General features: G+C 72.1%; 24 protein-coding genes. 12 read left to right on the top strand and 12 right to left on the bottom strand.

Annotated elements, in window-relative coordinates; genetic code table 11:
* The first annotated feature begins 55 nt into the window (after positions 1–55).
* The 6 genes from frr to AC067A_RS22955 all read left to right on the top strand — a co-directional run bounded on the left by frr (position 56) and on the right by AC067A_RS22955 (position 7,227).
* The gene (frr, locus tag AC067A_RS22980; protein ID WP_030690629.1) at positions 56–613 is read left to right on the top strand and encodes a ribosome recycling factor; all 558 of its coding nucleotides are present in this window, start codon (positions 56–58) and stop codon (positions 611–613) included.
* Positions 613–1,716, top strand: coding sequence for a phosphatidate cytidylyltransferase (locus AC067A_RS22975; protein WP_479244353.1), 1,104 nt, complete (start codon positions 613–615; stop codon positions 1,714–1,716). The genes frr and AC067A_RS22975 overlap by 1 nt, the downstream gene beginning before the upstream one ends.
* A 407-nt stretch (positions 1,717–2,123) precedes the next feature.
* The gene (gene rlmN, locus AC067A_RS22970; RefSeq protein WP_033204794.1) at positions 2,124–3,230 is read left to right on the top strand and encodes a dual-specificity RNA methyltransferase RlmN; all 1,107 of its coding nucleotides are present in this window, start codon (positions 2,124–2,126) and stop codon (positions 3,228–3,230) included.
* Positions 3,231–3,467: 237 nt separating this feature from the next.
* Entirely contained in the window at positions 3,468–4,547 is a 1,080-nt protein-coding gene (locus AC067A_RS22965) for a thiamine ABC transporter substrate-binding protein (RefSeq protein ID WP_479244459.1), read from the top strand.
* 38 nt (positions 4,548–4,585) lie between these two features.
* Positions 4,586–6,199 (top strand): ABC transporter permease, encoded by a 1,614-nt coding sequence (locus AC067A_RS22960; protein WP_479244458.1) that lies wholly within the window; start codon positions 4,586–4,588, stop codon positions 6,197–6,199.
* Positions 6,199–7,227, top strand: a complete 1,029-nt coding sequence (locus AC067A_RS22955) for an ABC transporter ATP-binding protein (protein ID WP_479244352.1) — start codon at positions 6,199–6,201, stop codon at positions 7,225–7,227. The genes AC067A_RS22960 and AC067A_RS22955 overlap by 1 nt, the downstream gene beginning before the upstream one ends.
* On the opposite strand, the gene AC067A_RS22950 is transcribed toward AC067A_RS22955, so the two are convergent.
* From AC067A_RS22950 to AC067A_RS22930, 5 genes are all read right to left on the bottom strand, one after another.
* Complete coding sequence (locus AC067A_RS22950; RefSeq protein WP_479244351.1) at positions 7,224–8,411, bottom strand: LOG family protein; 1,188 nt, start codon at positions 8,409–8,411, stop codon at positions 7,224–7,226. The two genes, AC067A_RS22955 and AC067A_RS22950, sit on opposite strands and share 4 nt — an antisense overlap.
* 48 nt (positions 8,412–8,459) lie before the next feature.
* Positions 8,460–9,608 carry a hypothetical protein gene (locus AC067A_RS22945; RefSeq protein WP_479244350.1) on the bottom strand — a complete coding sequence of 383 codons (1,149 nt, stop codon included), beginning with the start codon at positions 9,606–9,608 and terminating at the stop codon, positions 8,460–8,462.
* The gene (locus tag AC067A_RS22940; protein ID WP_479244457.1) at positions 9,590–10,318 is read right to left on the bottom strand and encodes an ABC transporter ATP-binding protein; all 729 of its coding nucleotides are present in this window, start codon (positions 10,316–10,318) and stop codon (positions 9,590–9,592) included. The genes AC067A_RS22945 and AC067A_RS22940 overlap by 19 nt, the downstream gene beginning before the upstream one ends.
* A gap of 226 nt (positions 10,319–10,544) precedes the next feature.
* Positions 10,545–11,924, bottom strand: coding sequence for an aspartate aminotransferase family protein (locus AC067A_RS22935; protein ID WP_479244349.1), 1,380 nt, complete (start codon positions 11,922–11,924; stop codon positions 10,545–10,547).
* Complete coding sequence (locus AC067A_RS22930; protein WP_037629050.1) at positions 11,909–12,415, bottom strand: Lrp/AsnC family transcriptional regulator; 507 nt, start codon at positions 12,413–12,415, stop codon at positions 11,909–11,911. Before AC067A_RS22930 ends, AC067A_RS22935 begins: the two co-directional genes overlap by 16 nt.
* Positions 12,416–12,605: 190 nt before the next feature.
* On the opposite strand from AC067A_RS22930, the gene AC067A_RS22925 reads away from it, so the two are divergent.
* The 3 genes from AC067A_RS22925 to AC067A_RS22915 all read left to right on the top strand — a co-directional run bounded on the left by AC067A_RS22925 (position 12,606) and on the right by AC067A_RS22915 (position 15,982).
* Entirely contained in the window at positions 12,606–14,042 is a 1,437-nt protein-coding gene (locus AC067A_RS22925; protein WP_479244348.1) for a gamma-aminobutyraldehyde dehydrogenase, read from the top strand.
* A 143-nt stretch (positions 14,043–14,185) separates the two neighbouring features.
* On the top strand, positions 14,186–15,349 hold the full coding sequence (locus AC067A_RS22920) for a polyamine ABC transporter substrate-binding protein (RefSeq protein WP_479244456.1): 1,164 nt from the start codon (positions 14,186–14,188) through the stop codon (positions 15,347–15,349).
* A gap of 96 nt (positions 15,350–15,445) precedes the next feature.
* Positions 15,446–15,982 carry a hypothetical protein gene (locus AC067A_RS22915; RefSeq protein WP_479244347.1) on the top strand — a complete coding sequence of 179 codons (537 nt, stop codon included), beginning with the start codon at positions 15,446–15,448 and terminating at the stop codon, positions 15,980–15,982.
* A gap of 25 nt (positions 15,983–16,007) precedes the next feature.
* Here AC067A_RS22915 and AC067A_RS22910 read toward each other — a convergent pair whose 3' ends face one another.
* The 6 genes from AC067A_RS22910 to AC067A_RS22885 form a co-directional block, all read right to left on the bottom strand.
* On the bottom strand, positions 16,008–17,219 hold the full coding sequence (locus AC067A_RS22910; RefSeq protein WP_479244346.1) for a serine hydrolase domain-containing protein: 1,212 nt from the start codon (positions 17,217–17,219) through the stop codon (positions 16,008–16,010).
* Between the two features lie 128 nt (positions 17,220–17,347).
* A complete protein-coding gene (locus tag AC067A_RS22905; protein ID WP_479244345.1) occupies positions 17,348–18,031 on the bottom strand; it encodes a response regulator in 684 nt (227 codons plus the stop codon).
* On the bottom strand, positions 18,028–19,194 hold the full coding sequence (locus AC067A_RS22900) for a sensor histidine kinase (protein WP_479244344.1): 1,167 nt from the start codon (positions 19,192–19,194) through the stop codon (positions 18,028–18,030). Before AC067A_RS22900 ends, AC067A_RS22905 begins: the two co-directional genes overlap by 4 nt.
* Positions 19,194–19,985, bottom strand: a complete 792-nt coding sequence (locus tag AC067A_RS22895; protein ID WP_479244343.1) for an SAM-dependent methyltransferase — start codon at positions 19,983–19,985, stop codon at positions 19,194–19,196. Before AC067A_RS22895 ends, AC067A_RS22900 begins: the two co-directional genes overlap by 1 nt.
* Entirely contained in the window at positions 19,982–20,671 is a 690-nt protein-coding gene (locus AC067A_RS22890; protein ID WP_479244342.1) for a glycerophosphodiester phosphodiesterase, read from the bottom strand. The genes AC067A_RS22895 and AC067A_RS22890 overlap by 4 nt, the downstream gene beginning before the upstream one ends.
* Before the next feature lie 19 nt (positions 20,672–20,690).
* A complete protein-coding gene (locus tag AC067A_RS22885) occupies positions 20,691–21,722 on the bottom strand; it encodes an adenosine deaminase (protein WP_479244341.1) in 1,032 nt (343 codons plus the stop codon).
* A 75-nt stretch (positions 21,723–21,797) separates the two neighbouring features.
* Here AC067A_RS22885 and AC067A_RS22880 point away from each other — a divergent pair, with 75 nt between their 5' ends.
* Positions 21,798–22,487, top strand: a complete 690-nt coding sequence (locus tag AC067A_RS22880; protein WP_479244340.1) for a DUF4190 domain-containing protein — start codon at positions 21,798–21,800, stop codon at positions 22,485–22,487.
* 90 nt (positions 22,488–22,577) lie between these two features.
* Here AC067A_RS22880 and AC067A_RS22875 read toward each other — a convergent pair whose 3' ends face one another.
* Positions 22,578–23,126 (bottom strand): NADAR family protein, encoded by a 549-nt coding sequence (locus AC067A_RS22875; protein ID WP_479244339.1) that lies wholly within the window; start codon positions 23,124–23,126, stop codon positions 22,578–22,580.
* A 175-nt stretch (positions 23,127–23,301) separates the two neighbouring features.
* Between AC067A_RS22875 and AC067A_RS22870 the strand changes: the two genes are divergently transcribed.
* Positions 23,302–24,816: a gamma-aminobutyraldehyde dehydrogenase gene (locus AC067A_RS22870; protein WP_479244338.1), complete on the top strand. Its 1,515-nt coding sequence runs from the start codon at positions 23,302–23,304 to the stop codon at positions 24,814–24,816.
* Between the two features lie 50 nt (positions 24,817–24,866).
* Positions 24,867–26,114 carry an ABC transporter substrate-binding protein gene (locus AC067A_RS22865; RefSeq protein WP_479244337.1) on the top strand — a complete coding sequence of 416 codons (1,248 nt, stop codon included), beginning with the start codon at positions 24,867–24,869 and terminating at the stop codon, positions 26,112–26,114.
* The last annotated feature ends 11 nt before the right edge of the window (positions 26,115–26,125 follow it).

Raw genomic sequence — 26,125 nt, 5'->3', positions numbered from 1 at the left:
CTGCCGGTCGTACCCACCGTGCAGGACACAACGCGACGACACGCAGGAGCATGTGGTGATCGAAGAGACCCTCCTCGAGGCCGAGGAGAAGATGGAGAAGGCCGTCGTGGTCGCCAAGGAGGACTTCGCCGCGATCCGCACCGGCCGTGCGCACCCGGCGATGTTCAACAAGATCGTGGCCGACTACTACGGCGCCATCACCCCCATCAACCAGCTGGCCTCCTTCTCCGTGCCGGAGCCCCGGATGGCCGTGGTGACCCCGTTCGACAAGAGCGCGCTGCGCAACATCGAGCAGGCCATCCGTGACTCGGACCTCGGCGTCAACCCGAGCAACGACGGCAACATCATCCGTGTGGTGTTCCCGGAGCTGACCGAGGAGCGCCGCCGCGAGTACATCAAGGTAGCCAAGGGCAAGGCCGAGGACTCGAAGATCTCGATCCGCTCGGTGCGCCGCAAGGCCAAGGAGACCATCGACAAGTTCGTCAAGGACGGCGAGGTCGGCGAGGACGAGGGCCGCCGCGCGGAGAAGGAGCTCGACGACACCACCGCGAAGTACGTCGCGCAGGTGGACGAGCTGCTCAAGCACAAGGAAGCCGAGCTGCTCGAGGTCTGATGAACGACTCTTCCTGGGGGGCCCCGGCCGGTTTTGGCCGTGGGGGACCCGACCAGGGGCCTGCCCCGGCGGGTCCCGCATACGATCGGCATCAGGCGGCGCAGACTCGGCCCATGCCCATCGTGCCCGACGTTCCCGCCGGCGGATTCCAGGACGGTCACGGCCGGGGGGCCGCTCACCCGAGCGGTCCCCTGTTCCGTGACGAGACGCCGCACGAGCACCCGCAGGAGCCCATGCCCAGCCCCACCCCGCCTCCGCCGCCCGCGCCGACGGCGCCACGGCAGAAGAAGAGCGCGGGGCGTGACCTGGGCGCGGCCATAGGGGTCGGAGTCGGTCTCGGCGCCGTCATCATCGCGTCGCTGTTCATCTGGAAGCCGGCGTTCATCGGGGTGATAGCGGTCGCCGTGGTGGTCGGGCTCTGGGAGCTGACCTCCCGCCTCCAGGAGCGCAAGGAGATCAAGGCCCCGCTGGTGCCGCTCGCGGTCGGCGGCGCGGCGATGGTCGTCGCCGGCTACGTCCGGGGCGCCGAGGGTGCCTGGGTGGCGATGGCGCTGACCGCGCTCGCCGTCCTCGTGTGGCGGATGACGGAGCCCCCCGAGGGGTATCTGAAGGACGTCACGGCAGGCGTCTTCGCCGCGTTCTACGTGCCGTTCCTGGCGACCTTCGTGGCGCTGCTGCTGACCGCGGACGACGGCCCGCAGCGGGTGCTGACGTTCCTGATCCTGACCGTCGTCAGCGACACCGGGGCGTACGCGATCGGCTGGCGCTTCGGCAAGCACAAGCTGGCCCCGCGGATCAGTCCCGGGAAGACCCGGGAGGGTCTGGCCGGGGCGGTGGCGTTCGCGATGGCGGCGGGCGCGCTGTGCATGGAGTTCATGATCGACGACGGTGTCTGGTGGCAGGGCCTGATCCTCGGCCTCGCGGTGGCCGCGAGCGCGACCCTCGGCGACCTGGGCGAGTCGATGATCAAGCGCGACCTCGGCATCAAGGACATGGGCACGCTGCTTCCGGGCCACGGCGGCATCATGGACCGGCTGGACTCCCTGCTGCCGACGGCACCGGTGGTCTGGCTGCTCCTCGCGCTGTTCGTCGGGACGACCTGACGCGAAGGCGTACGCGAAGGGCCCCCGCCCGCACCTCAGGTGCGGGCGGGGGCCCTTCGCGTCGGTTCCGGGGGCCGTCGCCCTCCCGGAACCGGGCTGCGGGACGGCGCGACGCGTGTGGACCTGCCCGTGCGGTGTCCGGGCAGGTGGTGCGCGGAGCGGGGACGCCGGCCGGTCCGCGCCGATGCCCGTACCGATCACGACCTGTGCCTCGACCTCGGTGGTCGGCCTGGGTGGTCGACCTGGGTGGTCCAAGCGGGCACCTCGGCGCCTGGGTGACGAACCTCGCCCCGGCCGTCTCCGGGCCGTCCCCGGGCGGCACGGACGGTGCGCGGCGTCCCCCGGACGACGCCCGCGCGGCCTCGGGCCCCTGGTCACCGGAATTCGTCTGCGACACTGGTATCACCATGCCCAAGCCCGGAGAACTCACTTTCGTCGCCCCCCGCGGAGCCAAGAAGCCGCCGCGGCACCTGGCCGACCTTTCGCCCGCCGAGCGGAAGGAGGCCGTCGCCGCGATCGGCGAGAAGCCGTTCCGCGCCAAGCAGCTGTCCACGCACTACTTCGCGCGGTACGCGCACGATCCCGCCGAGTGGACCGACATCCCGGCCGCGTCGCGGGAGAAGCTGGCCGGGGAGCTGCTGCCCGACCTGATGTCGGTGGTGCGGCACATCTCGTGCGACGACGACACCACCCGCAAGACCCTGTGGCGGCTGCACGACGGGACGCTCGTCGAGTCGGTGCTCATGCGCTACCCCGACCGGGTGACGATGTGCATCTCCTCGCAGGCCGGCTGCGGGATGAACTGCCCGTTCTGCGCGACCGGGCAGGCGGGCCTCGACCGGAACCTGTCGACCGCCGAGATCGTGCACCAGATCGTGGACGGGATGCGGTCGCTGCGGGACGGCGAGGTGCCCGGGGGACCGGCGCGGCTGTCCAACATCGTCTTCATGGGCATGGGCGAGCCGCTCGCCAACTACAAGCGGGTCGTCGGCGCCATCCGGCGGCTGACCGACCCGGAGCCGGACGGCCTCGGGCTGTCGCAGCGCGGGATCACCGTCTCCACCGTCGGCCTCGTGCCGGCGATGCTGCGCTTCGCCGACGAGGGCTTCAAGTGCCGGCTCGCGGTCTCGCTGCACGCGCCGGACGACGAGCTGCGCGACACCCTGGTGCCCGTGAACACGCGCTGGAAGGTGCGGGAGGTCCTCGACGCGGCCTGGGAGTACGCGGAGAAGTCGGGCCGCCGGATCTCCATCGAGTACGCGCTCATCCGGGACATCAACGACCAGGCCTGGCGGGGCGACCTGCTCGGCCGGCTCCTCAAGGGCAAGCGGGTCCACGTCAACCTGATCCCGCTGAACCCGACGCCCGGTTCGAAGTGGACGGCGTCGCGTCCCGAGGACGAGAAGGCCTTCGTCGAGGCGATCGCCCGTCACGGCGTGCCGGTGACCGTGCGGGACACCCGGGGCCAGGAGATCGACGGTGCCTGTGGACAGCTGGCCGCGGCCGAGCGCTGACCTTGTAGTCTGAGCTCGAACACATCTCCATATTCCGACAGGGGAGCGCCACAGCGCTGAGAGTGCGGTAACCGTAGACCGCAGACCCTCTGAACCTTGCCCAGGTCATTCTGGGTAGGAAGTTCGGTCGTAACTCAAGCTGTTGCGCCCTGCCCGCGCCCGGTTCCGCCGGACGCGGGCAGGGCCGCGTCTCTTCCTGGTCACACCCAGGAGGAAATCTCAGTGAGCACCAAGAAGATGGCCGCCGCCGCGCTCGTCGCGGCGCTGGGCGTCACCACCCTCGCCGCCTGCGGCACCGACGGCGGCGAGGGCGCTGCCGGGAAGACCGGCGGGCCCGCGCCGAAGACCGTGACGCTGGTGAGCCACGACTCGTTCAACGCCTCCAAGGAGGTGCTGGCCGAGTTCACGAAGCAGACCGGCTTCACGGTCAAGGTCCTCAAGAGCGGCGACGCGGGCGAGGCCGTCAACAAGGAGATCCTCACCAAGGGATCCCCGCAGGGTGACGTCTTCTTCGGCGTCGACAACACGCTGCTGTCCCGCGCCCTCGACAACGGCATCTTCGTCCCGTACGAGGCGAAGGGCCTGGACCGGGTCCCGGCCGCGTACCGGCTGGACGAGGAGCACCGGGTCACCCCGATCGACTCCGGCGACATCTGCGTCAACTACGACAAGAAGTACTTCGCCGACAAGAAGCTGGCGCCGCCGGTGACCTTCGACGACCTGGCGAAGCCGGCGTACAAGGACCTGCTCGTCGTCGAGAACCCGGAGCGGTCCTCGCCGGGTCTCGGCTTCCTCCTCGGCACCGCCGCCGAGTACGGCGACGAGGGCTGGCAGGACTACTGGAAGAAGCTCAAGGCCAACGGCGTGAAGACCGTCGACAGCTGGGAGCTCGCCTACAACCAGGAGTTCTCCGGCTCGGCCGGCGGCAAGCAGGCCAAGGGCGACCGGCCGCTCGTCGTGTCCTACGCCTCCAGCCCGCCCGTCGAGGTGCTGTACGGCGAGCCGCAGCCGAAGGTGGCGCCCACCGGCGTCTCCACCGGCACCTGCTTCCGGCAGACGGAGTTCGCCGGCCTCCTGAACGGGGCGAAGAACCCCGAGGGCGGCAAGGCACTGATCGACTTCCTGATCTCCCGGAAGTTCCAGGAGGACATGCCGCTGCAGATGTTCGTGAACCCGGTCGCGAAGGACGCGGCGCTGCCGGAGCTGTTCACGAAGCACGGCGTGGTGGTCGACGAGCCCGAGACCATGGCACCCGAGAAGATCGCCGAGAAGCGTGACCCGTGGATCCAGCAGTGGTCGTCGCTCGTCCTGAAGTAAGGCGCGACATCAAGGGGAGCGCGGCGCGGCTGGGGCTGATGGCCCTGCCCGTCGCGTTCTTCGGCGTCTTCTTCGCCTGGCCCGTCGCGTCCATCGTGGAGCGCGGGCTGCGGCCCGACGGCAGCTGGGACCTCGGGCGGATCGGCGAGACGCTGAGCCGGCCCGACATCCTCGACGTGCTCGGCTTCACCGCGTGGCAGGCCCTCGCCTCGACGGCGCTGACGCTGCTCGTGGCGCTGCCGGGGGCGTACGTGTTCGCCCGCTTCGACTTCCCCGGGAAGAACGTGCTGCGGGCCGTCGTCACGGTGCCGTTCGTGCTGCCGACCGTGCTGGTCGGCACCGCGTTCCTCGCGGTCGTCGGACGCGGCGGGCTCACGGACGAGCTGTGGGGACTGCGGCTCGACACCAGTGTGTGGGCGATCCTCCTCGCCCACGTCTTCTTCAACTACGCCGTGGTCGTACGGACCGTCGGCGGGCTCTGGTCCCAGCTCGACCCGCGCCAGGAGGAGGCCGCCCGGGTCCTCGGCGCCTCGCGCTGGACGGCCTGGCGGACGGTGACGCTGCCCGCGCTGGTGCCGGCGGTGTCGGCGGCCGCGCTCATGGTGTTCCTCTTCACCTTCACCTCCTTCGGTGTCGTGCAGATCCTCGGCGGGGACGCGTACTCCACCCTGGAGGCGGAGATCTACCGCCAGACCGCCCGGCTGCTCGACCTGCGGACGGCCGCCGTGCTCACGCTCGTGCAGTTCGCCGCGGTCGGCGCGATCCTCGGCGTGCACGCGTGGACGGTACGGCGACGCGAGACCGCGCTGCGGCTCGTGTCCCCGGAGCGCACCGCCCGCCGGCCCCGCGGGGCGGGGCAGTGGACGCTGCTCGCGGGAGTGCTGCTCTCCGTGGCGCTGCTGATCCTGCTGCCCCTCGGCGTCCTGGTGGAGCGCTCGTTCGCCGGGCCCGGCGGGTACGGCCTCGGGTACTACCGGGCCCTCGGTTCGCTCGACGAGAGCGGCACGTTCCTGGTGCCGCCGCTGGAGGCGATCGAGAACTCGCTGCGGTACGCCGTGGCCGCCACCGCGATCGCCGTGGTGATCGGCGGGCTCGCCGCGGCCGCCCTCACCCGGCGGGCGGGACGGCTCGTCCGCGGCTTCGACGCGCTCCTGATGCTGCCGCTCGGGGTCTCCGCCGTCACCGTCGGCTTCGGTTTCCTCATCACGCTCGACGAGCCGCCGTTCGACCTGCGGGCCAGCTGGATCCTCGTCCCCCTCGCGCAGGCGCTCGTCGGGGTCCCCTTCGTCGTACGGACCATGCTGCCGGTCCTGCGGGCCGTGGACGAGCGGCTGCGGGAGGCGGCGGCCGTGCTCGGCGCCTCGCCGTGGCGGGCCTGGCGGGAGGTCGACCTGCCGATGGTGCGGCGGGCGCTGCTCATCGCCGCCGGGTTCGCCTTCGCCGTCTCGCTGGGCGAGTTCGGCGCGACCGTCTTCATCGCCCGGCCCGACAGCCCGACGCTGCCGGTGGCGATGGCCCGGCTGCTCGGCCGGCCGGGCGAGCTCAACTACGGCCAGGCGATGGCCCTCTCGACCCTTCTGATGGTGGTGTGCGCGGTGTCCCTGCTGCTGCTCGAACGGCTGCGCACCGACCGGACCTCCGGGGAGTTCTGATGCTTTCGATCGAGGACGCGACCGTACGGTTCGGGGAGCGGGCGGTGCTCGACGCCGTGGACCTGGAGGTCGCCGAGCACGAGATCGTGTGCGTCCTCGGCCCCAGCGGCAGCGGCAAGTCCACGCTGCTGCGGGCCGTCGCCGGGCTCCAGCCGCTCGACGGCGGCCGGGTGCGGCTCGCCGGCGCCGACCAGGCGGGGGTGCCGGTGCACCGGCGGGGCGTCGGGCTGATGTTCCAGGACCACCAGCTGTTCCCGCAGCGGGACGTGGGCGGCAACGTCGCCTTCGGGCTCCGCATGCGGGGGGCCGCGAAGGCGGAGCAGGGCGAGCGGGTGGGGGAGCTGCTCGACCTCGTCGGCCTGCCCGGTGCCGAGCGGCGGTCCGTCGCCGCGCTGTCCGGCGGCGAACAGCAGCGGGTGGCGCTCGCCCGCGCGCTCGCGCCCCGGCCCCGGCTGCTCATGCTCGACGAGCCCCTCGGCCAGCTCGACCGAGGCCTGCGCGAGCGGCTCGTCGTCGAGCTGCGGCAGCTCTTCGGACGGCTCGGGACGACCGTCCTGGCCGTCACCCACGACCAGGGAGAGGCCTTCGCCCTCGCCGACCGGGTCGTCGTGATGCGTGACGGGCGGATCGCCCAGTCAGGCACCCCCGTCGACGTGTGGTCCCGCCCCGCCTCGGAGTTCGTCGCCCGCTTCCTCGGCTTCGACAACGTGGTGGCGGCCCGGGTCACCGGCACCCTCGCGCGGACCGCCTGGGGCCAGGTGCCCGTGCCGGACGGCTCCCCGCAGGGCGACCGCCGCCTGCTCGTCCGCCCCGGCGGGGTACGGCTCGCGGGGGACGGGCCGGCCTGGACGGTCGAGTCCCGGACCTTCCGCGGCGACCGGGTCGCCGTACGCCTCCGCCCGGCGGCCGGCCCCGCCCTGGAGGCCGAGCTCCCGCTGCGGGAGGCACCGGACGAGGGGGCCGAGGTCGCCGTCGAGTTCCGGGTGGAGGACGTGGTGGTGCTGGCGGGCGCGGGGGACGCCCCCTAGGTCCTGCCGGTCGGGCCGGACCTCCAGGACATCCCCTGCTCCTTCTCCTCCTTCGAGAGTCGTTCCAGCGCCGCCGGGGCCTCGTCGATCGAGTCGACCAGGGCGATGCGGGTCGCCATGGGGCGGCCTGCGGCCAGGGCGCGCAGGAGGGGCCAGGCGGGGAGGCGTTCGGTCCAGTGGGCGCGGTCGACGAGGACCATCGGGGCGGGGGTGCCGGGGGACTCGTAGTAGTGGGGGGTGGCGTCGGCGAAGATCTCCTGGACGGTGCCGGCGGCGCCGGGGAGGAAGACGACGCCGGCGGTGGAGCGGGCGAGGAGGCCGTCCTCGCGCAGCGCGTTGGCGAAGTACTTCGCGATGTGCGCGGCGAAGGGGTTCGGCGGTTCGTGGCCGTAGAACCAGGTGGGGATGGCGACCGAGTCGCCGCCGTCGGGGAGCCGGTCGCGGACGCGGAAGGCGGCGCGGGCCCACTCCGTCACCGAGGGGACGAAGGAGGGGACCTCGGCGAGCAGCGCGAGGGCCTCGGCCAGGGCGGGGTCGGGGAAAGGGGCCAGGTAGGCGCCGAGGTTCGCGGCCTCCATCGCGCCCGGTCCGCCGCCGGTGGCGACGGTGAGGCCGGCGCGGGCGAGGGACCGGCCGAGCCGGGCGGCGCCCGCGTACGCCTCGGTGCCCCGGCCCATCGCGTGGCCGCCCATGACGCCGACGACGCGGGCCCCGTCGAGGAGTTCGTCGAGGGCGTCGGAGACGGCGTCGTCGTGGAGCGCGCGGAGCATCGAGGAGAGGATGTCGCCGTCGGCCCTGGTGCGGCCGAACCAGGCGTACGCGCGCGCGTCCGGGGTGCCCTCGTACCCCTCGGTCGCGAGTCCCTCGAAGAGTTCCCCCGGGGTGTAGAGCCGTGCCCGGTAGGGGTCGAAGGGCAGGTCGGGCACGGGCGGGAAGACGAGTGCCCCGTCGGCGCGGACCTTGGCGGCGGCCTCGGGCTGCATGGGGCAGCCGAGGAAGACGGCGTCGGCGGTGGTCGCGGAGAGCAGGGCGAAGGTCCGGTCGGTCAGGTCGAGCGACTGGATCCGGAGGCCGGTGAGGGAGCCGGGACGGGCGAGCGCCGCGTCGAACTCGTCGAGCGTGTGGATCTCGTGGCCGTGCCCGCGGGGGCCGGGCGGGCGGTGGGCCGGGGGGAGCGTCGCCATGGGCCCACGATAGGGCCGCCGGGTGGGGCGGCCCCTCGTGCCGGCGGCTCAGCCGGTGAGCGGCAGGGCGGCGAGGCGCGCCACCGCCCAGGTGAGGGGCAGGAAGACGGCGAGCAGGACACCGGCCCGCAGGAGGGCCGCCGTGCGCAGGACCGTGGGCGGTGCGCCGAGGCGCAGGAGCGCCTCGGTGGTGTGGGTGCGGCACTGCCTGGACTCCAGGGCCGCCGTGAGGAGTGTCGCGGTCGTGCAGGCGAGGACGAGGGCCGCGCCGAGTCCGGTGAGCGGGCCGAAGGCGGCGGGGCCGCGGTCCCCGGCGTAGAGGGTGGCGGCCGCGAGGGTGCCGGAGACGACCGCGCTGACGACGCCGAGGGGGCGTCCGATGCGGCGGGACTCGTCCATGAGGACGCGGCCGGCGAGGAGTCGGGTGGCGCCGGGCCTGACCGCCTGGAGGAGGCGGCCGCAGCCGTGGGTGAGGCCGGGGCCGGCCATCGCGAGGCCGGCCGCGGTGAGGACCCAGCCGGCGAGGACGCCGAGCGGGCTGCCGTCGAAGCGGCCGGGCAGGGGGACGCCGTCGCCGCCGCCGCGGCCCGCGTACGTCTCCACCGCGAGGCCGACCGCTACCAGGGCGACCCCCCAGGGCAGCCCGGACGGCACCGGCTTCTCCGCGCCTTCCGGTGCTTCGGCGGCCGAGCGCGGTCGCAGGGCGAGGCCGGCCGCCGTGGCGGCGGCGACCGGCAGGACCGCGAGGAGTGTGAGGGCGGCCGCGAGCGGCAGCGGCTGGTCGGCGGCGAGCAGTTCGGCGGCCGCCCCGTCGAACGGCAGGCCGGTGATGTCGCCCCGCAGGTGCAGGTAGAACAGGAGCGCGACCGTGGAGCCGAGCGTGCAGGCGATGGCCGTGGAGGCGGCGGCGATCGCGGTGAGCCGGGCGGGGCCGAGGCCGATCGCCGAGAGTCCGGGGCGCGGCCGGGTGCTGGGGTCGGTGCGGGCCACCGCGACGGCGAACTGGACCGTGGCGGCCAGCGGCAGCGCGCACCACAGCAGCCGCAGCACGGCGGCCGAGGAGTGCTCGGGGTGCCCGACGGCGTATCCGAGGGTGCAGAGCAGGAGGAAGCCGACCCCCGCGGCCGCGGCGGCGACGAGGAGCCGTCGCGTCAGGACGAGGGGGTGGGTCCCGCGGGCTAGACGGAGAGCGAGCACGCCGCGACGCCCTCCGCCCCTGACGCCGGGGGTACGGTGCCCACCCTGCGTCCGTCGAGGAGCGCGACCGTGCGGTCGGCGAGCGCCGCGACGTCGAGGTCGTGGGTGGCGAGGAGCACGCTGATGCCGTGGGAGCGGGCGGCGGCGGTCAGGGTGCGCAGGACCTGGGCGCCGTCGGCCTGGTGGAGCGCGGCGGTGGGTTCGTCGGCGAAGAGCACCGAGGGGGTGGTGACGAGGGCGCGGGCGATCGCGATCCGCTGGCGTTGGGACTGGGTGAGGGCGTGCGGCCGTCTGCGGGCGGCGGCGCCGATGTCGAGCCGGTCGAGCCATTCCAGGGCGGCGGTCTTCGCGGCCCGGTGGGAGACCCCGCGGAGCAGCAGCGGCAGGGCGGTGTTCTCCCAGCCGGTGAGTTCGGGGACGAGTCCGGGTTCGGGGTCGATCCAGCCGAAGCGGTCGCGGCGGAGCCGTTCGCGCTGGGCGCGGCTGAGGGTGTGCACCGGGCCGCTGTTGAACCAGACCTCGCCCTGCTGGGCGACGAGCTGGCCGGAGAGGCAGCGCATGAGGGTGGTCTTGCCGCTGCCGCGGGGGCCGGCGAGGGCGAGGATCTCGCCTTCGCGGACGCCGAGGGAGACGCCGGTGAGCGCCTCCGTGCCGCCGAGGGCGCAGTGCAGGGAACGCGCCCAGAGCACGTCGTTGTCCGGTGGGGCCATCGCGTACACCTCGATGTCGGATCTGATGTGTTCCCCCGTACGGGGGAACGAGGAGACGGGCCTGTGGGTCACTCGGCACCGTAAGGATTCAGATCCGCTCATACGGACAGCACGCGGCCCGGGCCGCCGCCATCCACTCGGATGGCGGCATGCCCGGGCCGGGGTCACGCCGTGAGGGCGGCGTGATGCCGGGGGACCGGTGTCGGCCGGTCCTGGCGGCTCGGTCCTACAGCTTGGTCCACGCCTCGGTGAGCACCGAGCGCAGGATTCCCTCGATCTCGTCGAAGGTGCCCTGGTCGGCGATCAGCGGCGGGGCCAGCTGGATGACCGGGTCGCCACGGTCGTCGGCGCGGCAGTACAGGCCGTTCTCGAAGAGCGCCTTGGAGAGGAAGCCGTAGAGCACGCGCTCGGTCTCCTCGTCCGTGAAGGACTCCTTGGTGACCTTGTCCTTGACGAGCTCGATGCCGTAGAAGAAGCCGTTGCCGCGGACGTCGCCGACGATCGGGAGGTCGTGCAGCTTCTTCAGGGTGTCGAAGAAGTTGCCCTCCTGGTCGAGGACGTGCTGGTTCAGGCCTTCCTTGTCGAAGATGTCCAGGTTGGCGATCGCGACCGCCGAGGACACCGGGTGGCCACCGAAGGTGTAGCCGTGCAGGAAGGTGTTGTCGCCCTTGTAGAACGGCTCCGCGATGCGGTCGGAGACGATGCAGGCACCGATCGGGGAGTAGCCCGAGGTCATGCCCTTGGCGCAGGTGATCATGTCCGGCACGTAGCCGAACTTGTCACACGCGAACATCGTGCCGAGGCGGCCGAAGGCGCAGATCGTCTCGTCGGAGACGAGCAGCACGTCGTACTGGTCGCAGATCTCGCGGACGCGCTGGAAGTAGCCGGGCGGCGGCGGGAAGCAGCCGCCGGCGTTCTGCACCGGCTCCAGGAAGACGGCCGCGACGGTGTCGGCGCCCTCGAAGAGGATCTGCTGCTCGATCTGGTCGGCGGCCCAGCGGCCGAAGGCCTCGGGGTCGTCGCCGTGGATCGGGGCGCGGTAGATGTTGGTGTTCGGCACCTTGTGCGCGCCGGGGACCAGCGGCTCGAAGGGGGCCTTCAGGGCCGGCAGACCCGTGATGGACAGGGCGCCCTGCGGGGTGCCGTGGTAGGCGACCGCACGCGAGATGACCTTGTACTTGGTGTGCTTGCCCTGCAGCTTGAAGTACTGCTTGGCGAGCTTCCAGGCGGTCTCGACGGCCTCGCCGCCACCGGTGGTGAAGAAGACCTTGTTGAGGTCGCCCGGGGCGTAGTGCGCCAGGCGCTCGGCCAGCTCGACGGCCTTGGGGTGCGCGTACGACCACACGGGGAAGAACGCGAGCTCCTGGGCCTGCTTGTACGCGACCTCGGCCAGCTCCTGGCGACCGTGGCCGGCGTTGACCACGAAGAGTCCCGCGAGACCGTCGAGGTAGCGCTTGCCCTTGTCGTCGAAGATGTAGGTGCCCTCGCCACGCACGATGGTGGGAACGGGCGAGTTCTCGTACGACGACATGCGGGTGAAGTGCATCCACAGGTGGTCGTAGGCGGTCTTGGAGAGGTCCTGGGTCACGGTTATCTGGTTCCCCACATATAGGTCTGCTTCTTGAGCTTGAGGTACACGAAGCTCTCGGTGGAGCGCACGCCGGGGAGGGTGCGGATCCGCTTGTTGATCACATCGAGCAGGTGGTCGTCGTCCTCGCAGACGACCTCCACCATCAGGTCGAAGGAGCCCGCGGTCATGACCACGTACTCGCACTCGGCCATGGCCGTGAGCGCCTCCGCGACCGGATCCAGGTCACCCTCGACGTTGATGCCGACCATCGCCTGCCGTCGGAAACCCACGGTGAGGGGGTCGGTGACGGCGACGATCTGCATGACGCCCTGGTCGAGCAGCTTCTGGACGCGCTGCCTCACGGCGGCTTCGGAGAGGCCCACGGCCTTTCCGATCGCCGCGTAGGGGCGGCGACCGTCCTCCTGGAGCTGTTCGATGATCGCCAGGGAGACGGCGTCGATCGTCGGGGAGGAACCGCTTCCGGTTCTGGAGTCTGTGCTTCGACTGGCCACGACTTCACTGTGCACCGAGATTGTCTGTCGTGCAAGCCCAGACTGATGAAATTCGTTGTGAAGAGCTCTGGATCTCACTGAATCCGAAGTTGCGGGGGGTCGGGGCTGTTGAAAGCGTCAGTGAACCGATTAGGCTGGGGTGTCTCGTCCATCGGGACACCGCACAAGGACGTGCGAAGACAGAACGTGACAGGAGGGGTGGCAAGTGACCACCGAGCTGCGCCGGCTGCGTAACTACATCAACGGGGAGTTCCGCGACGCGGCCGACGGCCGCACCATCGAGGTGGTCAACCCGGCCACCGGCGAGGTGTACGCCACTTCCCCGCTCTCCGGGCAGGCCGACGTCGACGCCGCCATGGAGGCTGCCGCGGCCGCCTTCCCCGCCTGGCGCGACAGCACGCCGTCCGAGCGCCAGAAGGTCCTGCTCAAGATCGCGGACGCGTTCGAGGAGCGTGCCGAGGAGCTCATCGCCGCCGAGGTCGAGAACACCGGCAAGCCGGTCGCCCTCACCGCGAGCGAGGAGATCCCGCCGATGGTGGACCAGATCCGCTTCTTCGCGGGTGCCGCCCGGCTGCTCGAGGGCCGCTCGGCCGGCGAGTACATGGAGGGCATGACCTCCATCGTCCGTCGCGAGCCGGTCGGCGTCTGCGCCCAGGTGGCGCCGTGGAACTACCCGATGATGATGGCCGTGTGGAAGTTCGCCCCGGCCCTCGCCGCGGGCAACACCGTCGTCCTCAAGCCCTCGGACACGACCCCCGCGTCGACCGTCCTGATGGCCGAGATCATCGGGCAGATCGTGCCCAAGGGCGTCTTCAACGTCGTCTGCGGCGACCGCGAGACGGGCAAGGCCATGGTCGAGCACCCGACCCCGGCCATGGCGTCCATCACCGGTTCCGTCCGCGCCGGCATGCAGGTCGCCGAGTCGGCGGCCAAGGACGTCAAGCGCGTCCACCTGGAGCTGGGCGGCAAGGCCCCCGTCGTGGTCTTCGAGGACACCGACATCGAGAAGGCCGTCGAGGACATCTCGGTCGCCGGCTTCTTCAACGCCGGCCAGGACTGCACGGCCGCCACCCGCGTCCTGGTCCACGAGTCGATCCACGACGAGTTCGTGACGCAGCTGGCGAAGGCCGCCGCCGAGACGAAGACCGGCCAGCCGGACGACGAGGACGTGCTGTACGGCCCGCTCAACAACGCCAACCAGCTGAAGCAGGTCACCGGCTTCATCGAGCGCCTCCCGGCCCACGCCAAGGTCGAGGCCGGCGGCCACCGCGTCGGCGACAAGGGCTACTTCTACGCCCCGACCGTCGTCTCCGGCCTCAAGCAGGACGACGAGATCGTCCAGAACGAGGTCTTCGGCCCGGTCATCACCGTCCAGTCCTTCTCGGACGAGGCCCAGGCCCTGGAGTTCGCGAACGGCGTCGAGTACGCCCTCGCCTCCTCCGTCTGGACCAAGGACCACGCGCGCGCGATGCGCATGTCCAAGTCCCTCGACTTCGGCTGCGTGTGGATCAACACCCACATCCCGCTGGTCGCCGAGATGCCCCACGGCGGTTACAAGAAGTCCGGCTACGGCAAGGACCTCTCCGCCTACGGCTTCGAGGACTACACGCGCATCAAGCACGTCATGACCTCCCTGGGCTGATCCCGTCCCGGACCCCCGCGCGGCCCCGACACCTTGATCGACAGGGTGTCGGGGCCGCGCGCCGTCGCTCGACGGACCGTCCATTGCCGCAGGTGGCGGGCGGCCGGGATGCTGACCGGGTGAGAGCGACAGTCAGCAACCACGTGTCCCGCCGGTCCCTGCTGCGCGGCGCCGGCGGCGTCGGGGCCGCGGCCCTGCTCGCCGGCTGCGGAGTGCCCCCGGCCTACGTCGACGAGGGCGAGCGGGCCGGGCGGGACCTGTCCGCGCGGGACCGGACGGTCGACTTCGCCAACTGGCCGCTGTACATCGACACCGACGACGACGACACGTCCAGGCGCCCCACCCTGAACGCCTTCCGGGAGCGCACCGGGATCTCCGTCCGGTACACCGAGGAGATCAACGACAACGACGAGTTCTTCGGCAAGATCGGCCCGTCCCTCATGAACGGCCAGGTGACGGGCCGCGACCTGATCGTCGTCAGCGACTGGATGGCCGCCCGCTTCGTCCGCCTCGGCTGGGTCCAGGAGATGGACCGGGCCGCGCAGCCGAACGTCGCGCGGCACTTGGGCCCGCAGCTCCGCTCGCCCTCCTTCGACCCGGGCCGGCTGCACAGCGTGCCCTGGCAGTCCGGGATCACCGGCATCGCGTACGACCGGAGGAAGCTCGGCCGCGAGCTCCGCTCGACCAGGGACCTCTGGGCCGACGACCTGCGCGGCAAGGTCACCCTGCTCTCCGGGCTCGACGAGTCGTTCGCGCTGCTCATGATGGGCAACGGCGTCGACGTGACCCGCTGGACCGCCGACGACTTCCACACCCTGTGCGAGCAGGTCGAGGGGCTCGTCCGGGCGCGCCACATCCGGCGCTTCACCGGCAACGACTACATCAAGGACCTCTCCACCGGGGACGTGCTGGCCTGTCAGGCCTACTCGGGTGACGTCATCCAGCTCCAGGCCGACAACCCGGACATCGAGTTCGTCGTCCCCGAGGAGGGTGCCGAGCTCTGGGCCGAGTCGCTGCTGATCCCCAACCTCGCCCAGCACAAGGGCAACGCGGAGAAGCTCGTCGACTACTACTACGAGCCCGAGGTCGCCGCCGAGCTCGCCGCCTGGGTCAACTACGTCTGCCCGGTGCCGGCCGCCCAGGCCGTCCTCGCCGACTCCGGCGACGAGGAGCTCGCGGCCCTCGCCGAGGACCCGCTGATCTTCCCCGACGCCGCCATGCGGGGCCGGCTCGCCATCGCCCGGGACATCGGCGCCGGCGAGCGCCAGGAGTTCGCGAAGAGGTGGAACGCGATCGTCGGGCTGTGAGGTGCGAAGGACGCGACGACGGCGGTGTCGCACGCCGTCGCGCGGAGACTCGCACCCTGTTTCTGAACATGTTCAAGAGGGGCGTACGCTGTCCCCGTGAACGACACGAACGGGCCGAGAGCCCTTCTCAGGAGCATCCGTGTGTGGCTGGTCGTCTTCGTCGTCTGCCTGGTCCTGAGCGGGGCCACCGCCTTCCCGCTCGTGACCGAACTCCGCTTCCTCGACTCCGCGTTGACCGGCTGGGCCGCGCCCGTGGCCGATCTGCTCCCCGGCCTCGCCGAGTGGATCCACCGGGTGCGGGACGGCGTCGAGGCCACCGACCGGGGTGCCCCGTACGTCCTCTACGGCACCGACTGGCTGGCCTTCGCACACCTCGTCATCGCGGTCGCCTTCTACGGCGTGTACCGCGACCCCGTCCGCAACATCTGGGTCGTCGAGTTCGGGATGATCGCCTGCGTCGGCGTCATCCCGCTCGCCCTGATCTGCGGCCCGGTCCGGGGCATCCCCTTCTGGTGGTCGGTCATCGACATGTCGTTCGGCGTCATCGGCATCCTGCCGCTGCTCCACGTACGCCGGATGATCAAGCGCCTGGAGACCGCGCCCGCCCCGACGGGCGCCGCCGTGCCCGCCTGAGTCCCGGGAGGGGGTGTCCCGCCGATCACGCCGGGCCCGCTGATCCGGCCGGTCGGGGAGACGCCCCCTGGTCGGGCAGGCCGTAGGCCGCCACCATCAGGCCCAGGGCGGTGCGGTTCGTGCCCTGGCCCTTGGCGTCCGTGGCGTTGACGCTGTAGACGAGGGTGCGCGAGCCGTCGCGGGTCGAGGCGATGGCCGTGTTGTACCCCCAGCGGCCGCCGGTCTTGCCCCACACCTCGCGCCCGCCGAGCCGCTTCATGGACAGGCCGGCGGCGAACGCGGCCGGCTCGCCCGACTTCAGGTCGGTCACCTTCGGCAGGGTGAACATCTCCTCCAGGAGGGGGCCGCGCACCACCCGGCCCGCGAACAGGGCCCGGGTGAAGCGCTCCAGGTCGGCGGTGGTCGACACGATGTCGCCGGCTGCCCAGCCGTCCGTCACCCCCCACACCGAGACGTCACGGAGCCCCGTCGTGCCGTCGTCGAGCCGCATGGTCTGGTAGCCGTGGTTGTACGGCCCGGTGATCCCGGCCGCCTCGCCGGGGAAGTACGTGTCCCGCAGACCGAGCGGCCGCAGGATCCGGCGCTCCACCTGCCGCTCGTACGTGTCGCCGGTGACCCGCTCCACGATCAGGCCCGCGACCGTGTAGCTGATGTTCAGGTAGTGCTGCCGGGTCCCGGGCCGGAACTCGCGCGGCTGCGCCGTCGCCGAACGGACCATCTCGCGCGGGCTGTGGACGACGAACCGGTTCGCGTACCACTCCTCCACGGTCCCGCCCGGCATGACGGCGGCCGGGATGCCGTGCGTGTGGTTCAGGAGCTGGCGCACGGTCACCGTCGCGTACCGGCCGGGAACCAGGTCCGGCAGGTACGAGCGGGCCGTGCGGTCCAGGTCGATCCGGCCCTCGGCGGCCAGCTGGAGGACGGTCGCCGCCGTGAACACCTTCGTCACCGAACCGGCCCGGAAGCGGGCGGCCGGGTCCGCGGGGGCCCCGGTCTCCAGGTCGTGCACGCCCGCACCGCCCTGCCAGGAGCCCTCGGTGCCGCCCACCCGGACCAGCGCCGCCGTCGCGTCGGCACGCGGCAGACCGGCGATCACCGCGCTCAGGTCCGGGCTCGACGGCGCGGACACCGGGGCCGCCGCCGGGGGTGCCGCCGCGAAGGCCGGGGCGAGGGACGGCCCGGAGGCGACGCCCAGGGCCAGGGCGGCGGCGAGCAGCGTGCGGGTGGACTTCCTCATGGTCAACTCCGGTGGTGTGAGCCGTTGTTCTCGATGGCTCCATCCTGCTGACCGGCGGCGATCCGCGGATCGCCCGCGCCGGCGGTCTTCGGAGGACCGGTTCCTCGCCGACCCGGGGGAGGACGGGGCTACCCGCCTCCCCCGGGCGGGGGAGAGCCCGCCGACACGAGCCCCGTCTCGTACGCGCAGATCACCGCCTGGATCCGGTCGCGCAGCCCCAGCTTGGCGAGGACGTTCCCCACGTGCGTCTTCACCGTGTGGTCGCTGACCACCAGTTCCGCCGCGATCTCCGCGTTCGACAGCCCCCGCGCCAACAGCAGCAGCGTCTCCCGCTCGCGGCCGGTCAGCACGTCGAGCCGAGGGTCGGGGGCCGGGGCCGTGCCCCGCGGCCCGCCCGCGGTGTACTGCTCCACGAGCCGCCGGGCCACCGAGGGCGCGAGCAGCGAGTCGCCCGCCGCCACCACCCGCACCGCGTGCACCAGGTCGTCCCGGCGCACGTCCTTGAGGAGGAAACCGCTCGCCCCCGCGTGCAGCGCCTCGTACACGTACGCGTCGGTGTCGAAGGTCGTCAGGATCACCGTCCGGCAGCCGGACTCCGCGCTGATCGCCCGGCACGCCTCGATGCCGTCGGTCCGGGGCATCCGGATGTCGAGCAGTGCCACGTCCGGCGCGAGCCGCCGCACCGCCTCGACGGCCTCCGCCCCGTCCCCGGCCTCCGCGACCACCTCGATGTCCGGCTGCGCGTCCAGGATCATCGCGAACCCGCTGCGGACCAGTTCCTGGTCGTCCGCCACCACCACCCGGATCGTCATCTCCCCGCCTCCGCCGTCTCCGTCCCGGACGGCACGGGCAGCAGCACCCGCACCTCGAATCCCCGGCCGGCCGGGCCGGGACCCGTCGCCGCCGTCCCGCCGTGGGCGGCCGCCCGCTCCCGGATGCCCACCAGGCCGTGCCCGCCGGAGCCCGGCCGCGGGCCGCGCCCGTCGTCCGTCACGGTGACGCGCAGGACGCCGTCCCCGTAGGCCAGCCGGACGTCGGCCCGGCGGGCCTGGGCGTGCTTGACCACGTTCGTCAGCGCCTCCTGGACGATCCGGTACGCGCTCGCGCCGGTCGCCGCCGGCAGGGCCCGTACCCCGCCCTCCGTCTCGTAGCCGACGGCCAGGCCGCCGGCCCGCACCCGTGCCACCAGGTCGGGGATGCCGGCGAGGTCCGGCTGGGGCCGCCGGGGGGCCGCGCCCTCGTCGCCCTCGCGCAGCACCCCCAGCATGTGGCGCAGCTGGGCCATCGCCTCCCGGCCGGTCTCGGAGATCGCCTCGAAAGCGGCCTCGGCGCGCGCGGGAGCCGCCCGTACCGCCACCGGTCCGGCCTCGGCCTGCACGACCATCAGGCTCACCGCGTGCGACAGGATGTCGTGCATCTCCCGGGCGATCCGGGCCCGTTCGCGCGCGGCGGCCTGCTCGGCCTCGATCCGGTGCGCCCGCTGTCGGGCGTCCTGGAGCCGGCCGAAGACGTACGCGGCGGCGAACACGAAGAGCGAGAAGGTCAGTTCGCGCGCCGACCGGGTGTTGAGCCACACCGAGGCCGGCACGGCGACCACGAGCAGCGCCGCCGTCGTGAGCCGCTGCCACGCCGGTGAGAGCGCGGCGATCGTGTAGACGCTGACCAGCCCGGTGTACGGCAGCGGCTGCCCCGGCCCCTCCAGGGCCAGCGTGTACAGCGCGCTCGCGGCCAGGACGGCGAGCAGGACGGCGAGCGGCGCACGCCGGCGCCAGACCAGCGGCAGCACCGTCAGCGTCGTCAGGCCGTACGCGGGCCAGGTCGCCGGTTCGAGCTCCGGCCCGCGCGGCACCACGAACGGCATCGTCACCGCAGCCTGCACGAGCAGTGCGATCCCGATGTCCACCGCCCACGGGTTCGCCGTGCCCCAGTCCCGCAGGTGCTCCCGGCGGCTGTGCAGCTCCCCCCGTATGCCCATTACGGCTTGCGGGCGACGGCGCCGAACTGGGCGACCTCGCGCACGGTCCCGTCCGCCCCCTCGGGGCGCCAGCGCGCACACGACACGACGCCCGGCTCCAGGACGTCGAGCCCGTCCAGGAGGGACGTGAACTCGTCGCGGCCACGGGCGGTGATCGGCGGGGTCGCGTGCTCGTTCCAGAACGCCATCGCGGCCTTGTTGCCCTCGCCGCCGAGCTCGGGCTCCAGCGTCGGGTGGGTCAGGACCAGGTAGCTGCCCGAGGGGACGGCGGCCATCAGCGTCCGCACGATCGACCGGGCCTCGTCGGTGTCCAGGACGAAGTTGAGGATGCCGAGCATCAGCACCGCGACCGGGCGGGACAGGTCGAGGGTCGCGGCGGCCGACGCGAGGATCCTCTCCGGATCCCGCGCGTCCGCGTCCACGTACTCGGTGACGCCCTCCGGCGCGCTCGTCAGGAGCGCGCGGGCGTGGGTGAGGACGATCGGGTCGTTGTCGACGTAGACGATCCGGGCGTCCGGGGCGGCCCGCTGGGCGACCTCGTGGGTGTTGTCGGCGGTCGGCAGGCCCGTACCGATGTCGAGGAACTGGCGGACGCCCGCGTCGGTGGCGAGATGGGTGACGGCCCGGCCCAGGAAGGCGCGGTCCGCGCGGGCGACTTCGCCGATGCTCGGGTAGAAGCCGGTGACCCGGTCGCCGACGGCGCGGTCCACCGGGTAGTTGTCCTTGCCGCCGAGCCAGTAGTTCCACACCCGGGCGTTGTGGGCGATGTCGGTCCGGATCCGGTCGTTCACGCGTGAGCCTTTCGCAGGACGGCGGAGAGGGCGTCGACGCGGTTCGTGGTGATGGCGTCCACCCCGTTCAAGATCAGCTTACGCATGGTGCGCCGGGTGTCCGCCGTCCAGGAGGAGACCAGCAGCCCGTCCCGGTGCGCCCGCTCGCTCAGCTCCCGACTCACCAGGCCGAAGCGGTAGTTGAGCCACCTCGGCCGCACCGCGCCCAGCAGCACCGGCCGGGGCGGGGCGAGCGTGGTCCAGGTCAACGCGATCTCGGCGGCCGGGTCGGCGGCCCGCACCTGGAGCATGGCGACCGCCCCGGCGCAGTAGTAGACCCGCTCGCCGGCGCCGCACTCGCGGACCGTGCCGACGATCTTGCGGACCGAGTCCTCGTTCCCGCCCGGCAGGTCCAGCATCAGCCGGTGCTCCCCGGCGGCGAGCAGCGCCTGGCGCAGGGTCGGCACCCCGCCGCGCGTCAGCTCGCGCACCTGCTCGTACGAGAGGGAGGCCAGGGGCCGGTCGTGGCCCCACAGCCGCTTCAGGGTGTCGTCGTGCAGGAGGACGGGCACGCCGTCCCCGGTCAGCCGGACGTCGATCTCCACGGCGTCCGCCCCCCGCTCGATCGCCGACGCGATCGAGGGGAGCGTGTTCTCACGGGCGCGGTACGGGTCGCCGCGATGGCCTACGACAGTGACGGAGCGCATGGCCCCATTCTCGTCGCGGTCAGCGCGCCAGCCACTCGTTCGTGTAAGTGTCGATCTCGGCGGCGATCCGGGCCTTGCCGGCCGCGTCGAGGAACGAGGCCTCCACCGCGTTCTTGGCGAGGGCGGCGACACCGCGCTCGTCGAGGCCGAGGAGGCGGGCGGCGACGGCGTACTCGTTGTTGAGGTCCGTGCCGAACATCGGCGGGTCGTCGCTGTTGACCGTGACGAGGACGCCGGCGTCCACCATCTGCCGGATCGGGTGCTCCTCCAGGGTGGCGACGGCCCGGGTCGCGATGTTCGACGTCGGGCAGACCTCCAGGGCGATCCGGTGCTCGGCGAGGTACGCCAGGAGCGCCGGGTCCTCGACCGAGCTGGTGCCGTGGCCGATGCGCTCGGCGCCCAGGTCGCGGATCGCGTCCCAGACGGTCTCCGGGCCGGTGGTCTCGCCGGCGTGCGGGACGGAGTGCAGCCCGGCCGCGCGGGCCAGGTCGAAGTACGGCTTGAACTGCGGCCGCGGCACGCCGATCTCCGGGCCGCCGAGACCGAAGGAGACCAGGCCCTCCGGGCGGATCCCGTCGGTCGTCGCGAGCCGCGCGGTCTCCTCGGCGGAGACGATGCCGGCCTCGCCGGGGATGTCGAAGCACCAGCGCAGGACGGTGCCGAACTCGGCCTCGGCCGCCTTGCGGGCGTCCTCGATGGCCGCCATGAAGGCGCGCTCGTCGATGCCGCGGCGGGTGGAGGAGTACGGGGTGATGGTCAGCTCGGCGTACCGGATGTTCTGCCGGGCCATGTCACGGGCGACCTCGAAGGTCAGCAGCCGGACGTCCTCGGGCGTGCGGACCAGGTCGACGACGGACAGGTAGACGTCGATGAAGTGCGCGAAGTCCGTGAACGTGAAGTAGTCGGTGAGCGCCTCCGGGTCCGTGGGGACCTTGGAGTCGGGGTGCCGGGCGGCGAGCTCGGCGACGATCCGGGGCGAGGCGGAGCCCACGTGGTGGACGTGCAGCTCGGCCTTGGGCAGGCCGGCGATGAAGGGGTGGAGGTCGGTCATCGGATCATCGTAGGCCGGGCGGGTCCCCCGCAGGGGTGAGGTCGTAGCATGGCGTGACCACGATGGGGGAGGCCCATGTCTGACAACCGAGACCAGCCGCAGGGCGGGTACGACCCGGCGGACCCGTGGGCTCCGCCGAACCGCGACGGGGTGGAACTGAGCAAGTCGCCTACGCCGACGCCACCGCCCGTGCACGACCAGATGACGGTCACGTCGATGCCGGCCGCCACCGGACCCGGCGGCGACGTGCCGCCGCCCCCGGTCGCACCGGGCGGCCCGGCGGCCACGCCCGACGCGTACGGCTACCCGCCGGCCACGCCGGGCGCCTACGGCTACCCGGCCGCACCGGCCCCGCAGCCCGCGCCGACGCCCCCGACCGTGTCGGGTTACGGCTACCCGGGCTACGGCTCGGGGTACAACCAGCCGGGCTGGCAGCCGACGCCGTCCAACGGCATGGGCACGACCGCGATGGTGCTCGGCATCATCGCGGTGGCCGGGTTCTGCATGTACGGCCTCGGGGTGATCCTCGGCGTCCTCGCCCTGATCTTCGGCATCATCGGCATGAAGAAGGCGGCCCGCGGCGAGGCGACGAACCGGGGCATGGCCCTCGCGGGCGTCGTGCTCGGCTCCATCGGCATCCTGGTGAGCGCCGTCTTCCTCGGCTTCATCATCTGGGCCATCGCCCAGGACTCGTCGAGCTACGACGACTCCGGTACCGACTCGGACCCGTTCTCGTCGAACCTGGTGCTCGAGATCGAGCGCTGAGGCCGCACGGCGAGCGAAGGGCCCCGCACCTCACCGAGGCGCGGGGCCCTCTCGCGTGCGCGCGGGGCCCGCGCGTGCCCGTCCCGTGCGTCAGGAGCCGCGCAGCCGGTCCCGGGCGTCCATGAGGGCGAAGCCCAGCAGGTTCAGGCCGCGCCAGCGGGCCGGGTCGTGGGCCCCCGGGTCGTCGGCGGCCAGTCCGATGCCCCAGATCCGGTCCACCGGGCTGGCCTCCACGAGGACCCGCTCCCCGGTGTTCAGGAGGAACGCCCGCAGGCCCTCGTTCGAGGAGAACTTGTGGACGCTGCCCTCGACGACGATCCCGAAGCGCTCCCGCTGCCACACGGCGTCGTCGAAGCCCCGCACCAGCCGGCCGGCCTTCTTGGCCTCCGCCGGGGTACGGGCGGTCAGCGCGGCCCGCTCGGCCTCGACGTCCCCGAAGAGGCGGGCCTTGGCGGCCATCATCCAGTGCTCGGCGGTCGCGTACGCCACTCCGTCGACCGTGAACGGGGCCGGCCACCACTGGCTCAGACAGCTCGCCGAGAGGCGCCCGTCCGGGTGGGGACGGTGGCCCCAGAAGAGCAGCCACTTCGGACGGTCACCCCTGTTGACCTGCTGTGTCAGCTCGTCGATCTTGTTCATGCATGCGAGTCTGACAGCCGCCACTGACACTCCGTACGGAGATTTTCCGGCAGCCTCGACACATGGTCGACCGATTCCGTCGCGTAACCAAAAGGAAACAACGGAATCACTTGTTGAGGCACCTTCCCCATGTCAGGATCGGCACTCAATTCGAGCTGGGACAACGGAGAGCGTCATGGGCAACCGCTTCCAGGTGACGGACCGCTTCGCGGACGGCGCACAGTACATCGGCGGGCGGCTCCGGGCCGGAACCTCCGGTCAGGAACACAGCGTGATCGACCCGGCCACGGGGGAGAGCGTCCACACCTACGCGCTCGCCTCCACGGCCGACGTGGACGAGGCCGTCGCCGCCGCCAAGGCCGCCTTCCCGGGCTGGGCGGGCGCCACCCCGGGCGAGCGCTCCGACGCGCTGCACCGCCTCGCCGGCGTCCTCGCCGAATGGGCGGACGACATCGCGCGGGTCGAGTCGCTCCAGTGCGGCAAGCCGCTGAAGCTCACCACCGAGTTCGACGTGCCCGGCACCATCGACAACACCGCCTTCTTCGCCGGCGCGGCCCGTCACCTCCAGGGCCAGTCGGCCGCCGAGTACGACGGCGACCACACCTCGTACATCCGGCGCGAGCCGATCGGCGTCATCGGCTCCATCGCCCCCTGGAACTACCCGCTCCAGATGGCCGCCTGGAAGATCCTCCCGGCGATCGCCGCGGGCAACACGATCGTCCTGAAGCCCGCCGAGCTCACCCCGCTGACCTCGCTGATGTTCGCGCAGGCGGCCAAGGAGGCGGGCATCCCCGACGGCGTGATCAACGTCGTCAGCGGCTCCGGACGGGTCGTCGGCGAACACCTCGTCGGCCACCCCGACGTCGTCATGACCTCCTTCACCGGCTCCACCCCGGTCGGCAAGCGGGTCGCCGAGGTCGCCACCGCCACCGTGAAGCGGCTCCACCTCGAACTCGGCGGCAAGGCCCCCTTCCTCGTCTTCGACGACGCCGACCTGGAGGCCGCCGCGCAGGGAGCCGTCGCCGCCTCCCTCATCAACAGCGGCCAGGACTGCACCGCCGCCACCCGCGCGTACGTCCAGCGCCCGCTCTTCGACGCCTTCGTCGCCCGCGTCGCCGAGCTGATGGAGACCGTCCGCGTCGGCGACCCCTTCGCGCCGGGCACCGACCTCGGCCCGCTCGTCAGCCACCGGCACCGCGACAGCGTCGCCGGATTCGTCGAGCGCGCCCGCGACTACGCCACCGTCGTCACCGGCGGCGAAGCCCCCGGCGGCGACCTCGAGGACGGTGCGTACTATCGTCCGACCCTGATCACCGGGGCCGCGCAGGACAGCGAGGTCGTGCAGTCGGAGATCTTCGGGCCGGTCCTGGTGGCCCTGCCCTTCGACGGCGACGACGAGGGCATCCGGCTCGCCAACGACACCCCGTACGGCCTCGCCGCCTCCGCCTGGAGCCGTGACGTCTACCGGGCCAACCGCGCCACGCGGGAGATCAAGGCGGGATGCGTGTGGGTCAACGACCACATCCCGATCATCAGCGAGATGCCGCACGGCGGGACCAAGGCATCCGGTTACGGAAAGGACATGTCGGTGTACTCCTTCGAGGAGTACACGCAGGTCAAGCACGTGATGTTCGACAACACCGCGGTGGCGGCCAAGGACTGGCACCGCACGATCTTCGGGGACCGATAGCCATCTCGCCGCCCGACCAGCGGCCCACCCATCCCGAAAGGGCACAGCGCATGGAGCAGTACGAGCCCGACAGCCTGTCCGCCGCGCAGCTGGCGGCGATACGGCGCAGCATGACGAGCGGCCGGGGCGCGCTCAGCCGCCGTTCGATGCTGCGCGCGGGCGGCGTCGGCGCGCTCACCGTCGGCGGCCTCGCCGGCCTGAGCGCCTGTGGCATCCCGCCGGCCAAGCGGGAGGGCCAGGGCCCCGCGTCCATCGACGTGTCGGCCAAGGAGAAGAGCGTCTCCTTCTCCAACTGGACCGAGTACATGGACGTCAGCGAGGACGAGAAGTCCCGCCCCACCCTGGAGGCGTTCGCCCGACGCACCGGGATCAAGGTCAAGTACACCGAGGACATCAACGACAACGTCGAGTTCTTCGGCAAGATCAAGCCCCAGCTCGCCGCCGGCCAGGACACCGGCCGCGACCTGATCTGCGTCACCGACTGGCTCGCGGCCCGGATCATCCGGCTCGGCTGGGCGCAGAAGCTCGACGCCTCGAACCTGCCCCACGCCTACGCGAACCTCTCCAGCCAGTTCCGCAGCCCCGACTGGGACCCGGGCCGCGCCTACTCGTACCCGTGGACGGGCATCTCCACCGTCATCGCGTACAACGTCAAGGCGACCGGCGGCAAGAAGGTCGACTCGGTCACCCAGCTCCTGGACGACCCGTCGCTCAAGGGCCGGGTCGGTTTCCTCACGGAGATGCGCGACTCCGTCGGCATGACCCTGCTCGACCTCGGCAAGGACCCGGGGAAGTTCACGGACGCCGACTACGACGAGGCGATCGGGCGGCTCCAGAAGGGCGTCGACAAGAAGCAGATCCGCCGCTTCACGGGCAACGACTACACCTCGGACCTGGACAAGGGCGACCTGGCGGCCTGTCTCGCCTGGGCCGGTGACGTCATCCAGCTCCAGGCGGACAACCCGGACATCCGGTACGCCATCCCGTCCGCCGGATACATCACCTCCAGCGACAACCTGCTCGTCCCCGCGCAGTCCCGGCACAAGGCGAACGCCGAGAAGCTCATCGACTACTACTTCGAGCTTCCCGTCGCCGCGCAGCTCGCCGCGTACATCAACTACGTCTGCCCGGTCGACGGGGTGAAGGACGAGCTCGCCAAGATCGACCCCGAGCTCGCGAACAACACGCTGATCCTCCCGGACAAGGCCATGGCCAAGAAGTCGCACGCCTTCCGCTCGCTCACCAGCGCGGAGGAGACGGCGTACGAGGAGAAGTTCGCCAAGCTCATCGGCGCCTGAGCCCGTCGTCG

This window comes from Streptomyces sp. NPDC043176 (genome assembly GCF_056436715.1).
Note: the sequence above shows the minus strand (reverse complement) of the source record. Positions and strands in the feature narration are given on the sequence as shown.